Source organism: Aurantimonas marina, from assembly GCF_017183135.1.
In the GTDB taxonomy this organism is placed as follows: Bacteria; Pseudomonadota; Alphaproteobacteria; order Rhizobiales; family Rhizobiaceae; genus Aurantimonas; species Aurantimonas marina.
Genome location: NZ_JADDXW010000001.1, coordinates 368877 through 381924, shown reverse-complemented (window position 1 = coordinate 381924; position 13048 = coordinate 368877). Strand labels below are relative to the sequence as shown.

General features: G+C 64.6%; 10 protein-coding genes. 9 read left to right on the top strand and 1 reads right to left on the bottom strand.

The window, feature by feature from the left end; genetic code table 11:
- Positions 1–254 precede the first annotated feature (254 nt).
- The 3 genes from ING15_RS01845 to ING15_RS01835 are packed head-to-tail and all read left to right on the top strand — an operon-like array spanning position 255 to position 3206.
- The gene (locus tag ING15_RS01845) at positions 255–1496 is read left to right on the top strand and encodes a glycosyltransferase family 4 protein (RefSeq protein WP_206453054.1); all 1242 of its coding nucleotides are present in this window, start codon (positions 255–257) and stop codon (positions 1494–1496) included.
- Positions 1493–2290 carry a WecB/TagA/CpsF family glycosyltransferase gene (locus ING15_RS01840; RefSeq protein ID WP_232845489.1) on the top strand — a complete coding sequence of 266 codons (798 nt, stop codon included), beginning with the start codon at positions 1493–1495 and terminating at the stop codon, positions 2288–2290. Before ING15_RS01845 ends, ING15_RS01840 begins: the two co-directional genes overlap by 4 nt.
- Complete coding sequence (locus tag ING15_RS01835; RefSeq protein ID WP_332873748.1) at positions 2283–3206, top strand: DUF6492 family protein; 924 nt, start codon at positions 2283–2285, stop codon at positions 3204–3206. Before ING15_RS01840 ends, ING15_RS01835 begins: the two co-directional genes overlap by 8 nt.
- On the opposite strand, the gene ING15_RS01830 is transcribed toward ING15_RS01835, so the two are convergent.
- Positions 3178–4491, bottom strand: coding sequence for a lipopolysaccharide biosynthesis protein (locus ING15_RS01830; protein ID WP_206453052.1), 1314 nt, complete (start codon positions 4489–4491; stop codon positions 3178–3180). The two genes, ING15_RS01835 and ING15_RS01830, sit on opposite strands and share 29 nt — an antisense overlap.
- A gap of 239 nt (positions 4492–4730) precedes the next feature.
- Here ING15_RS01830 and ING15_RS01825 point away from each other — a divergent pair, with 239 nt between their 5' ends.
- The 6 genes from ING15_RS01825 to bglA all read left to right on the top strand — a co-directional run bounded on the left by ING15_RS01825 (position 4731) and on the right by bglA (position 13022).
- Positions 4731–5693, top strand: a complete 963-nt coding sequence (locus ING15_RS01825) for an endo-1,4-beta-xylanase (protein WP_332873747.1) — start codon at positions 4731–4733, stop codon at positions 5691–5693.
- Positions 5694–5810: 117 nt separating this feature from the next.
- The gene (locus ING15_RS01820) at positions 5811–7871 is read left to right on the top strand and encodes a GumC family protein (protein WP_206453050.1); all 2061 of its coding nucleotides are present in this window, start codon (positions 5811–5813) and stop codon (positions 7869–7871) included.
- Between the two features lie 236 nt (positions 7872–8107).
- Positions 8108–9370, top strand: coding sequence for an ABC transporter substrate-binding protein (locus tag ING15_RS01815; RefSeq protein WP_206453049.1), 1263 nt, complete (start codon positions 8108–8110; stop codon positions 9368–9370).
- Between the two features lie 125 nt (positions 9371–9495).
- Positions 9496–10494 carry a carbohydrate ABC transporter permease gene (locus ING15_RS01810; protein WP_408628660.1) on the top strand — a complete coding sequence of 333 codons (999 nt, stop codon included), beginning with the start codon at positions 9496–9498 and terminating at the stop codon, positions 10492–10494.
- Position 10495: 1 nt separating this feature from the next.
- Positions 10496–11323: a carbohydrate ABC transporter permease gene (locus tag ING15_RS01805; RefSeq protein ID WP_206453048.1), complete on the top strand. Its 828-nt coding sequence runs from the start codon at positions 10496–10498 to the stop codon at positions 11321–11323.
- Between the two features lie 34 nt (positions 11324–11357).
- Positions 11358–13022 (top strand): beta-galactosidase BglA, encoded by a 1665-nt coding sequence (bglA, locus tag ING15_RS01800; protein WP_206453047.1) that lies wholly within the window; start codon positions 11358–11360, stop codon positions 13020–13022.
- Positions 13023–13048 lie beyond the last annotated feature (26 nt).

Genomic DNA, 13048 nt, shown 5'->3' with positions numbered 1-13048 from the left:
AATCAGAAGAAGATGAACGAAGTCTCGACGCGGCGGCGGCAAATCCCGAAATTCGATCGCGCGCTTGGCGTGTCGACCGGAGGGCGGCCTCCCGCAAGGCGCTTTCCGGTCCACCGTCATGGCGCCTTCGGCGCACTCCACGACATTGCGCAGCGATCACATTGCCGAGAGCTGCCGTCGGACATTAGGGCAATGTCAACGCCCGGCTGCGACAATCGGTTTTTTCCTGCAATGCGCGGAGTGATCCGGTCGGAATGCATCTTCTGTTCGTCTCCTCACTCCTGCCCGACGACGATCCATCGACCGGCTTCGAGATCGCGAACCGCGCCATCGTCGCGGCGTACCGCCACCATGGGGTACGACTGACCTTTGTCGGCTTCCGCCGGCCGGGATCGCGGCCCGTCAGGGCGGACGAAATCTGCCTCGGCGAACTGGCGATCGAAAATTCCGGCGCGTCGATGCTTCGCAAGGCTGCCTGGGTCGGCGCGGCGCTAGCCCGCAACCTGCCGGTCGCGGTGGCGAAAGTCGCCGGTCTTGGCCGCGCCGAACTTCTCGACCGGCTGGCCGAGGCTGGGCCGATGGACGGATATGTGCTCAGTTCCGTGCAGATGCCGGCAGCCTATCCGTTCCTGGCGCGTGAAAAACCTTCGATCTTCATCGCCCACAATGTCGAGCATCGCTCCGCGCGCGAAAACGCCCAAAACGCGGGCAGCATCCACACACGCCTGCTCTACGACCGCGAGGCGGCGCTGCTCGAACGGGCGGAAGCCGACATCTGCCGGGATGCGGCCGTTGTCCATACGCTGAGCGAAGACGACCGGGACGGTCTCGGCCTTGCCGAATCCGACAAATGCGTGCCGCTGGCGCTGACCGTCGGCCGTCCGATTGCTGCCGACACGGGTGAGCGCACCCACGATGTCGGGCTCATCGGCACCTGGAGCTGGGCGCCGAACCGGGTCGGTCTCGACTGGTTCGTGGATCGGGTCGTCCCGCTGCTTCCTTCCGATATTTCCATCGCTGTGGCCGGACGCTTCGACGGCCCGCCACCCGCCGTTCCCGCCAATGTCACTTTCCTCGGCCGTGTCGAGGACGCCCAGCGGTTCGTCGGCGCCTCGCGCGTGCTTGCCCTGGCGACCAAGGGCGGCACCGGCGTCCAGTTGAAGACGATCGAGACCTTCGAGGAGGGGATGCCTGCGGTCGCGACGTCGCAGGCGTTGCGCGGTGTCGACCGTGTTCCCGCCAATGTGCGGGTCGCGGATACGCCGCGGGACTTCGCCGACCGGATCGTCGAACTCGTCGCCGCCGAACGGGCCGGCCACTCGCTTCGCCTCGACGGCGCCGCCTTCGCGCGCTCCCAGGCGACCGCGCTCGACGCGGGCATTGCCGCCGGTCTGGAACGTTTCACGGCAACCATCGATCCCCCTTGGGAGTCGGCCGCGTCCGCCAGAACCGATGCAGCTAGCCCGTCGCAACTCGTTGGGACCGCCATACGATGATGGAGGCGAGCGCCCATTGGTCGGCCGCTTCCTCGCCAGACGAAGCCGTCGCGAGCCATGACATCGCCGGTATCGCGGTCATCGATCTGTCGGGCGCGAAGGTCATCGCGACGCTTGCCGGCGCACTGGCGGCCGGCCGGACCACGCGGCTCGCCTTCCTCAACGCCCATTGCGTCAACCTCGCCCGCCGGGACGCGGCCTATAAACGCGCTCTGGGGCGCTTTCTGGTGATCCCCGACGGTATCGGCGTCGATATCGCGGCGCGGATGCTCTACGGAAAACCGTTCAGCGAGAACCTCAACGGCACCGATTTTCTGCCCCGCCTTCTCGCCTCGCTCGACGGCCGCCTGCGCGTCGCCCTGATTGGAGGCGCGCCGGGCATCGCCGAGCGCGCGGCGACCCGGCTCGCAGCCGATATTCCGGCGCATGATTATCTGGTGGTGTCGGACGGGTTCTTCGACCATGAAGGCTGTGCCCGCGTCCTGGACGACCTCGCCGCGGCCAAGGCCGACATCGTCCTCGTCGCCATGGGGGTTCCGGCCCAGGAACTCTTCATCGCCGATCATCTGGGCGAGCGTCAGGGCCGGCTCTTCGTCGGCGTCGGCGCGCTGTTCGACTTTCTCGCTGGCAATGTCGCGCGGGCGCCGCTCGCTATTCGACGCCTGCGCATGGAATGGGCCTGGCGTCTGGCCTTGGAGCCCGGCAGGATGTGGCGCCGTTATATTCTCGGCAATCCGCTTTTCCTCCTCGGCATTCTGCGCGATCGATCGCATCGGAGGCGAACCAATGTCTGACGTTGGGCCACGGCTGGGCGCTTCAAGAGGTCGATCGATGCGCTCGGCGATCGTGACAGCCAGTTATCGCGGCGATTTAGAGCGATGCCGGTTGCTCTGCGAAAGCATCGATCGGCGCGTCACCGGCTTTACGCGCCACCTGATCCTGGTCGAGGCCGGCGACCTCGCGCTGTTTCGCCAACTGGCCGGGTCGCAGCGCGAGATCGTCGACGAGCGCGAGCTGCTGCCGCGTTGGTTGCGCCCGTTCCCGGACCCCTTGTCCTTCGGCCGTCGGCGGCTCTGGTTGTCGGCTTACGGTCCACCGCTTCGCGGCTGGCATGTCCAGCAATTGCGGCGGCTGGCGATCGCCGCGACGATCGAGGAAGAGGTGATGCTCTCCGTGGATTCGGACGTGGTCTTTCTGCGGGAGTTTGACGTCGGCAGCCTGTCGAGCGACGGCAAGGTTCGTTTCTTCCGTCGCAAGGGCGCGGTCGCGACCATCGATCCCGTCGCGCGTGACGAACACCGCGAATGGTCGCGACGGGCCGGCGACCTGCTCGGCATCGCCGCGCCGCCGTGGACCGACACGGCCTACATTACGACGCTTCTGGCCTGGCGAACGGACACCGTGCACGACCTCAAGCGTCGAATCGAGGCGCGCACCGACAAATCGTGGCTTGTGGCGCTTGCGGCTTCGCGCCGCCTGTCGGAATGCACGATCTACGGGCGCTTTGTCGATGAGTGCGAAGATCGGCCCGATCGCCATGCGCCAAGCGATCTGGAATTATGCCAGGTCTACTGGAACGGCGGGGCCCTCGGCTCGCGCGAGCTGGAGGATTTCGCCACCGGACTGGAGCCCCATCAGGTGGCTGCCGGCATCCAGTCCTTCACCGGCACCGGTCCTGACCTCATTCGCCGGGCTGCTGGGCTGGCATAAGACGCCGCGCCGAGCGCGCAGCACGTGGGCCGGTCCAGTCGAATGCCGCGTAGGTCGCGGCGGCGGACACGATCCAAAGCGTCAGGAACAGCCCATTCAGGCCGAAAATCCAGGTCTCCGGCTGCGGCGCGGCTCGCAATAGAACGACCAAAAGTCCCGCCTTGATGAGGCCGACGACCGCCAAGATCAGGGCGCGTATCCCGGTCTTGCCACGCGCATAAAGAAGCTCGCTCTCATATTCGACCAGATTGCGGAAGGCCGGCACGAATAGCGCGAGCAGCACCAAGGGCGCGGCCTCGGCGACATTCTTGCCGAGTGCCGCCGGGAAGAAATGCAAGACACCGCCGAGAAAGGCGAGGCCGGCGATGGAAACTGCCGCGACGGCGGCCTCGATGCCCCAACGGATCCGCCATTGTGTCAGCCATTCGGGCGCCCGCATCAGTTTCTGGACGATCATCGTGTTGAACGACCGGATCGGCAGGGCGGTGAGATCGATGAGTCGCATCAAGATAGCGTAGATGCCGGCCATCTGCGGTCCGCCGAGCGACAGGACCAGCAGCTTGTCGAGCTCTGACTGGAGATAGAAGATGATCTCGGCGCCGGCGACGGACACGCTGTCCCGCCACCTGGCGAGATAGAGGGTCGGACGCAGGCGCAGACGCTGACGGGGATAATAGGCGATGATCGCAAAGCCCGCCGCGATGGCGTTGGCGCAGGCATAGGCGAGCGTCCATTGGGCCAGCGAGCCGTCGCCGACCATCACGAAACCGACGGCGGCCACGGCCCGGATCGCCGAGCCGGCGATGACGATGATCGCCCCGCGCATAAAGCGTCCGAGGCCGTTGTTGACGATGATGACGACCTCGAGCGCCCGCCAGAACACGACCTCCGCCAGGACCACGGCTGCGAAGGCGCCGATGTTCATCTCGCCGGTGAAGAATGCGATGTAGAAACCGGCCGCGGCGATCGCGACCAGCGGCAGCGACAGGATAAAGGCGGCGATCAGCCCGGCGGTGTAGGTTCCCACCAGGCGCCGGCGCACCGTCGCGACGCGATAGAGCGGCGAGACGAAGCCAAAGCCGGCGATGCGCGACAGAACGATTCCGGTTGCGGACGCCGTGGCGAAGAGGCCGAAATCGCCGACCGACAGCCCATTGGCGACGGAGACGAAATAGGCGAGCGACAGGACGAGGCGCCCGGCCGATCCGCCGACCAACGAGGCGTAGTCCCGAACGACGTTTAGGTTGCCCTTAAGCCTTTCGATCCAGACTGCGAAAAATGGCATGATCGAGAACCCTGGAGCGCGAGGGGCAGATGACGATATTTCACAGCCGTCGAGCCGCACGATCCGCGTCGGCCTGCCCCGACCGGATCGCGGAAGATGGGTCTTTATCCGACACCTCAAATAGCGGGAGAAACTTAACGCGCCGTTCCCTGCTGGCCGCCGGCGCGGGACTGGCGCTGGCTCCGGGGGCGGTCGCGCCCGCCCGGGCCGAGCGTCATGGGGCAACCCGTTTCGGTCCGGTGCCCCTCGGTTGCGCGATCCAGGCCGAGTTTTTCGACGCCGATCCGGCCTACAGAAACGCCGCCGTCGATTATTTCGACCTGATCATGCCCATGAACGAATTGAAATTCGGGCAGATCCGGCCGACGCGTGACAGCTGGAATTTCGAGCCAGCGGACCGGCTGGTGGAGTTTGCCCTCTCGCACGGCCGCTCGACGCGCGGGACCTGCCACATCTGGTGGAACTCGACGCCCGACTGGGTGGAGCGGATCGAGACGGCGGCGGAAGCGGAAGCGGCACTTGTCGAGCACATCGAACGGGTTGGCGATCGCTACAAGGGCAAGCTGACGGGCTGGGACGTCGTCAACGAGGTGATTGCACACAACCCCATCAGCGAGGGTCCGCTGCGCCGAACGGCCTGGCTCAAGAAGCTTGGGCCGCAGCATATCCCCATTGCCTTCGCCGCGACGGCGCGGGCCGATCCGGGCGCGCGGCTGGTGATCAACGACTACGATCTCGAATTCACCGGGCCTCGCTACGATGCCCGCCGCGAGGTGATGCTGACGATCGTGCGCCAGCTCCAGGATCGCAACGTGGCCGTCACCGGCGTCGGCATCCAGGGACATCTTTACGCCGACCGGACGATCGACAAGGATGCACTGGAGCAGTTCCACCGCACGCTCGACGGCTTGGGTGTCGGCCTGCTGGTGACCGAGCTGGATGTCATCGACTGGGAGAGTGTGCCCGGTGCCGAACCCCAGGATGCGACGGCCCACCGTCTGGTGACCGATCTCCTTGACGGAGTCTTTGCTTTCAAGGCGCCGGAATCGGTGATCGTCTGGGGGGTCAGCGACCGTTACAGCTGGGTTTCGGACGTGCTTCCCCGCCCGGACGGACATCCGAGCCGCCCGTTGCCGCTCGACCGGGACATGGCCGCGAAGCGCTGGATGGCCCTCTTGCGACAGCGTTTGCGATCGATCTGACGCGGCGTAAAAAGGCCGCCACCGTTGTCTCGTTAACCGTTTCTTGAGCATAAATAAGCATTTTCGACGGATCAGGGTCCGCGACAGACGTTCGGCTCCGGCAATTCGGTGACGCCCATGTTCTCGACTTCCTCCACGACAAATCAGACGGCGAGCGCCCTACTGGGCTCGAATGTGAGTGTTGGCGAGCGGTCCGGACAGGCTTCGCTGGTCGACCCCGTCTACGTTTTCCGCCAGGTCTGGGCGTCGAAACCGCTGATCGTCCTCACCACGTTTCTGGGAATCGCCCTCGCCATTCTGTTGGCTCTCTCGACGCCGAAACTCTACACCGCCGACACCCAGATCCTGGTCGATCCGCGCGACATCAAGGTCGTGCAGAACGAAGTCACCCCGAACGGTCTGCCCAACGAGGCAACCCTGGCGTTGATCGAAAGCCAGATCGCGGTCGTCTATTCGAACAACGTCCTGAACCGGGTGATCGACGAAGCCGGGCTTGAAAGCGACCCGGAATTCAACGGGACGGGCGAAACCTTGTTCGGCTCGATCTTTCCAAACCTGGCATCCTTCTTCCGCCAGGACGACGTCCAAAGCGGGCGGCAACGACTCGTGACCCTGAAGAACCTTCGCAAGGCGATGACCGTCACACGCGATGCCAAGAGTTTCATCATCAACCTTTCGGTCGAGACGAGAGACCCGGAAAAATCCGCCGAATTGTCAAGCCTGATCGGCGCGACTTTCATCGACCAACTAGGGCGGGTCCAGTCCCAGACAGCGCGCCGGGCCAGCGACGCGCTGTCGTCGCGGCTGGCCGAACTGCGCCAGACTGTCGCTGAAGCCGAGCGGGCCGTCGAGGAATACAAGACCGAAAACAGGCTCGTCGGCGTCGGCGGACGGCTGGTCGATGACGATTACATTCTGCGCACCAACGACCAGCTTGCCCGGTCGCGCGGCGAGATGGCGGCGTTGCGGGTTCGTGCCGAGCAGATGAAGAATGTGAGCATCGACGATGTCGTCAAAGGCTCGTTCCCCGAGGAGTTGACGTCGGAGGCGCTGACCCGGCTGCGCAACACCTATTCCGAACTTGCCCAGCAAGCGGCCGTGCTGAGCACCACACTCGGCCCCCGGCATCCGCAGCGCCTTGCCAGTCAGGAGGCGCTGGCCTCGGCCAGGAACGCCATCCGCGCCGAACTGAACCGCATCGTCGCCGCAGCGCAGACCGATTTGACCCGCGCCGAACAGACCGATCGTGACCTGACCGAGCAGATCACCGCGTTGAAGACCAAGCAGCTCGCGACCAGCGAATCCTTCGTCAAGCTCCGCGAACTCGAGCGCGAGGTCGAAGCGTCACGGGCGGTCTACGAGGCGTTCCTGCTTCGCGCGCGCGAAACTGGCGAGCAGGAAAGCCTGAATACCGCCAACGTCCATGTCATCTCCGAGGCGACACCGCCGCTGGAGCCGTCGAGCCTGTCCCGGCGGATGATGGTCCTCCTCGGTGCCATTCTCGGCTTTCTCGCCGGGATCGGCATCGCGGTGCTCCGCGCCGCTGTCCTGTTCTTCCAGGAGGTCCGGCCATTCCATCGTGCCGCCTCGGATGGCGCCCCCGTCACCGTCGGTTTCGACGCGGGCGGTCATCGCGCTCGCTCGCTCTATTCGCCGGGCTTCTATCCATCCGCCGGCTTCTATTCCGCCGCTCCCGTCGGCATGGGCGACGGGCGACAGACTGGCGGCGATGACGCAGCCGCCGCCGTTGGCGATGTGGCTCAGGCTAATGCGAACGGAATCCGTCCTGCGGCCTACGCCGAGACGGGGGAACTCTACCGTTCGAGCGACGAGGCGGGTGAGTTGAACCGGGACCAGCCAGAATCCGACGAGCCGTTCGAAATGAGCTCGGTCGAAGAGGAGCGGTTGGCCGGCGAAGAGGATGCGGACTCGCAACCGTCAGGCGACTCCCCGGATTCGCCCGATGCGGGAGCGGAACCCGCGTCCGCCGACGATGTATTGCAGACCCGCGAAGAATTGCGCGACGGCATCCGCGCGCTCGCCGCCCAGAATCCTCAAATCGGCGATCAGGATAATCTCGCCGAAACGGATGATGCGGAGGTCGAGCGTCTCCAACTCGACATCGCGGCCGTCAAGCGGCATATCGCCGATATCCGCGAGCGGCGTCAGGTCCACTGAGACAGCAGCCCGGTTCGCACCCGCAAGCCGCGGGTGCGAACGCATGCGATTTGATCCATCCTCAAGTCCGATCGCGGCTTCGGTCGCCGTCGCCGGCGTACCGCCTCACGATGGCGGCTCTTGCGTTTCCCTTCAGTCGAGCTAGCTTCGAAAGAAGGGCATCCGACCGTGGGAGTGGCTGGATGCAGGGCACCGACGATCGGCACGCTCGATCGGGACACCAGGGAGGATTTCTCATGACGCTTTCGCGGCTGGCTCTGGCATTCGCCGCCTCGACCCTTTTGACCGGCAGCGCGTTCGCCGCCGAGCTGTCCCTCGTCTCCGGCTCTGTCGGCAAGGACATCGAGGAATTGCGGGGGCAGCTTGACGATTTCGAGAAGGAATCCGGTCACACGGTCAAGATCGTCGAAATGCCGGCGTCAACCACCGACCAGTTCGGGCAGTACCGGTTGTGGCTGTCGGCCGGTAACGCCGACATCGATGTCTACCGGACCGACGTCATCTGGGCGCCACAACTCGCCGGCGGTCTGGTCGATCTGACCGAGGCTGCCAAGGACATCGTCGGCCAGCACTTCCCCTCGATGATCGAGTCCCAGACGGTCGATGGCAAGCTCGTCGCGTTGCCGATGTATACCGACGCGCCGGCGCTTTATTACCGTACCGACCTTCTGGAGAAGTACGGCAAGGAGCCTCCGAAGACCTGGGCCGAGCTGGAGGCGACCGCTAAGGAAATCCAGGACAAGGAGCGCGAGGCCGGCAACGCCCAGATGAACGGCTTCGTCTTCCAGGGGGCGCCCTATGAGGGACTGACCTGCGACGGTCTCGAATGGGTGGCGAGCAACGGCGGCGGCCAGATCGTCTCGCCGGATGGCGAGATCACGATCAACAATCCCGAGGCCGCCGCCGCGCTGGAAAAGGCGAAAGGCTGGGTCGGCACGATCGCACCCGACGGCGTCCTCGCCTACAAGGAAGAAGAGTCCCGCGGCGTCTGGCAGACCGGCAACGCCGTGTTCATGCGCAACTGGCCCTATGCCTACGCCCTGTCGAATGGCGACGATTCGGCTGTCGCCGGCAAGTTCGACGTGATGCCGCTCCCAGCCGGCGAAGGCGGGTCGTCGGCCGCCTGTCTCGGCGGCTGGAACCTGGCGGTCTCGAAATACTCGCAGAACCAGGACGCGGCGATCGAACTGGTCAAATATCTGAGTTCGGAAAAGGCGCAAAAGCAGCGGGCCGTCAATCAGTCGCGCCTGCCGACGATCCCGGCGCTCTACGACGATGCCGAAATCGCCGAAAAGCAGCCAATCGTCACCGAATGGAAGGAAGTCGTCACCAATGCGGTGCCACGGCCATCAGCACCGACCAAGCGCCAATACAACGAAGTGTCCAAGGAGTTCTGGACGGCGGTCAACGAGACGCTCTCGGGACGTGGCTCGGCCGCGGACAATCTCGATCAGCTGGAAAAGCGGCTACGACGCCTGAAGCGCAGTGCCTGGGAGTGAGAACCAGCCGAAACCGATCGGCGAACAGTGGCGGGAAGCAGTGGAGGCATCCCGCCGCAGTCTGAAAGACGTATGGTCCTGGCCATTGCGGCCGTCCAGGTGAATGGTCCGACGGGAGGACGAAGATGGCCAATGTCTCGCTGGGCGCGCCACCGACGGGCAAGGCGATCGCGGCCGAGGAGCAGGGAGTGGCGGGCCGCTCCGATCTCTCTCGCCAGCGGCTGAAATCGGCCTGGCTGTTCCTGACCCCGATGCTCGTCGTGCTGGCCCTTGTCGCCGGCTGGCCGCTTCTTCAGACGATCTGGTTCTCTTTCACCAACGCCAGCCTCGACAATATCGCGGGGGCCGAGTTCGTCGGCTTCCGGAACTATTGGGAATATGTCGATTACGGCGACGGGGAGGGCGAATATTTCGGCCTGCTGTTCGATCCGCAATGGTGGAACTCGGTCTGGAACACCGTCTATTACTCGGTGATCTCGGTCTCGATCGAGACCGTTCTGGGTCTTGCCTTCGCGCTGGTCCTCAATGCCGAGTTCAAAGGGCGTGCCCTGGTACGCGCGGCGGTGCTGATCCCTTGGGCGATCCCGACCATCGTCTCGGCGAAAATGTGGGCCTGGATGATGAACGACCAGTTCGGCATCCTCAACGACATGCTGATGGCGATCGGTATTCTGTCCTCGCCCGTCGCCTGGACCGCGACGCCGGAAACGGCGATGTGGGCGGTGATCATCGTCGATGTGTGGAAGACGACGCCATTCATGGCGCTCTTGATTCTCGCCGGGCTGCAGATGGTGCCGGGCGACATCTATGAGGCCGCGAAGATCGACGGCGTCCACCCGGTCAAGGTCTTCTGGAAGGTGACGCTGCCGCTGATCCGGCCGGCCATCCTCGTCGCCGTTATCTTTCGAGCGCTGGACGCGCTGCGCGTCTTCGACCTCATCTATGTGCTGACGCCGAACAACACCGATACCAAGACGATGTCGGTCTTCGCCCAGGAAAACCTCTTCCAGTTCGACAAGTTCGCCTACGGATCGGCGGCCTCGACGCTTCTGTTCCTGGTGATCGCCTTCATCACGCTGTTCTACATCAAGGTCGCCAGACTGGACCTCGGGGGAGGGCGCTGACATGCCGGTTGTGGTCAAGCGGACGGCCTTCTACGCGCTCGTCGTCGCCATCGTCCTGTTCTCGATCTTCCCTTTTTATTACGCGATCCTGACCAGCTTCAAATCGGGCACCGCCCTGTTCAGGGTGAACTATTTCCCGACGGATTTCTCGCTGGTGAATTATCGCGGCATCTTCGCCAGCGGCGAGTTTCCGACCAACATCCTCAATTCTGTCATCGTCGCCTCGGTCGTCGTGGCGATCTCGCTGTTCCTTGCGGTGACCGCCGCCTATGCGCTGTCGCGGATCAATTTTCGCGGGCGTGGGCTGTTGCTGTTGACCATCCTCGCGGTGTCGATGTTCCCGCAGATCGCGGTGCTCGCCGGGCTGTTCGAAATGGTCCGAGTCGCCGGCCTGTACAACACGCTGTTCTCGCTGATCTTCGCTTACATGATCTTCACCCTGCCGTTCACGGTCTGGGTGCTGACCACCTTCATGCGGGACCTGCCGATCGAGATCGAGGAGGCGGCGATCGTCGACGGCGCCTCCCCCTTCACCATCGTCACCAGGGTGTTCCTGCCGCTGATGTGGCCGGCGCTGGTTACCACCGGCCTGCTCGCCTTCATCGCGGCGTGGAACGAATTCCTGTTCGCGCTGACCTTCGTGTCCAACAACGACACGCGGACCGTCCCGGTGGCGATCGCGCTCTTATCGGGCGCTTCCGAGCAGGAAATCCCCTGGGGCACGATCATGGCGGCCTCCGTCGTGGTGACAGTGCCGCTGATCGTCCTGGTGCTGATCTTCCAGCGCAAGATCATTTCCGGTCTGACCGCCGGCGGCGTGAAAGGCTGACGTGCGGACGATGCGGCAGACAGAGGACGTTTCCATGACCACCGATTGCGCGGACGCCGCGCCGCAAGCCGCCACGGCGGATCGCGACTGGTGGCGCGGCGCGGTGCTCTACCAGATCTATCCGCGCTCGTTCCAGGATTCCGACGGCGATGGCATCGGCGACCTTCCCGGCATCACCCGCCGGCTGGCCTATGTCGCCTCGCTCGGCGTCGACGGCATCTGGCTGTCGCCCTTCATGACCTCGCCGATGAAGGATTTCGGCTACGACATTTCCGACTATCGCGACGTCGATCCGCTGTTCGGAACGCTTGCGGATTTCGACGCGCTCGTCGCGGAGGCGCACCGGCTGGGTTTGAAGGTGGTGATCGATCAGGTGCTGTCGCACACCTCCGACCGCCACCCCTGGTTCGTCGAAAGCCGCCAGAGCCGCGACAATTTCAAGGCGGATTGGTATGTCTGGGCCGATCCCAAGCCCGACGGAACCCCGCCGACCAACTGGCTGTCGGTGTTCGGCGGTTCGTCCTGGGAATGGGACTCCAAGCGCCGGCAATACTACCTGCACAATTTCCTCGCCTCACAGCCCGATCTCAACTTCCACAATCCGGATGTGCGGGCGGCGCTGCTCTCTGACGTCCGCTACTGGCTCGATCGCGGGGTCGACGGGTTTCGGCTGGATACGGCGAATTTCTATTTCCACGACCGGGACTTGCGGGACAATCCGCCGCTCGAGGCCGCGCTCCAGTCCGAGGTGATGGCCTCACGCAACCAGCCCTACAATTGGCAGGCGCATATTCACGACAAGAACCGGCCGGAAAACCTCACATTCCTGCGTGAATTCCGGGCGTTGCTCGACGAATATCCGGCCGCGACCTCGGTCGGCGAAGTCGGAGAGCGCATCCATGGCGCCGAACTGATGGGCGAATACACCGCCGATGGCGACAAGCTGCATATGTGCTACGCCTTCGACTTCCTGTCGGGCCGGATGCCGGCCGTCGCCGATCTGACCGGCACGCTGCGGCGCTTCGAGGCGGCCGCGGCCGACGGTTGGGCCTGCTGGGCGTTCTCCAACCACGATGTCGAGCGGCACGCGACCCGCTGGGCCGAGGATCACCACGAGGCCGACAAGGTTCTGCGGCTCGCGGCCGGTGTTCTGTTGACGCTGCGCGGCTCGGTCTGTCTCTACCAGGGCGAGGAGCTGGGGCTGGTCGAGGCCGACATTGCCTATGAGGATCTGGTTGATCCCTATGGCATCAATTTCTGGCCGGAAGTGAAAGGGCGCGACGGCTGCCGCACACCGATGGTTTGGGAGGCTGACGCCGCCAATGCCGGCTTTTCGACCGGCAGGCCCTGGCTGCCCGTGGCCGCCGAACACAAGGGCCGCGCCGTCGATGTGATGGAGGCGGAACCGGACTCGCTGCTCGATTTCTACCGCGCATTCCTGCGCTTCCGGCGGGCCCATCCGGCGCTTGCCAAGGGTCAGATGACATTTCTGCCGTCGCCGCCAGCGGTTCTGGCCTTCACGCGCGAGCATGACGGCGAGCGGCTCGTCTGCGCATTCAATTTCGACGCCGCCGCGACGCATTTCGATCTGCCGGCGGACAGCGTTCCGACCGCGCTGCTCGGACATGGATTTTCAGGTGTGGCCGAGGGCGCGCAAATCCGCCTCGACGGCTTCGACGGTTTTATCGGCGGGCTGTGAGGCAAGCGCGCGCGGCTGGAAGGGAG

Bases quoted from the DNA above. Each gene is read 5' to 3' on its own strand.
- ING15_RS01810 (WP_408628660.1), top strand. From the start codon at position 9,496: ATGGCCAATGTCTCGCTGGGCGCGCCACCGACGGGCAAGGCGATCGCG.
- ING15_RS01830 (WP_206453052.1), bottom strand. From the start codon at position 4,491: ATGCCATTTTTCGCAGTCTGGATCGAAAGGCTTAAGGGCAACCTAAAC.
- ING15_RS01815 (WP_206453049.1), top strand. From the start codon at position 8,108: ATGACGCTTTCGCGGCTGGCTCTGGCATTCGCCGCCTCGACCCTTTTG.
- ING15_RS01835 (WP_332873748.1), top strand. From the start codon at position 2,283: ATGTCTGACGTTGGGCCACGGCTGGGCGCTTCAAGAGGTCGATCGATG.
- bglA (WP_206453047.1), top strand. From the start codon at position 11,358: ATGACCACCGATTGCGCGGACGCCGCGCCGCAAGCCGCCACGGCGGAT.
- ING15_RS01840 (WP_232845489.1), top strand. From the start codon at position 1,493: ATGATGGAGGCGAGCGCCCATTGGTCGGCCGCTTCCTCGCCAGACGAA.
- ING15_RS01845 (WP_206453054.1), top strand. From the start codon at position 255: ATGCATCTTCTGTTCGTCTCCTCACTCCTGCCCGACGACGATCCATCG.
- ING15_RS01805 (WP_206453048.1), top strand. From the start codon at position 10,496: ATGCCGGTTGTGGTCAAGCGGACGGCCTTCTACGCGCTCGTCGTCGCC.
- ING15_RS01820 (WP_206453050.1), top strand. From the start codon at position 5,811: ATGTTCTCGACTTCCTCCACGACAAATCAGACGGCGAGCGCCCTACTG.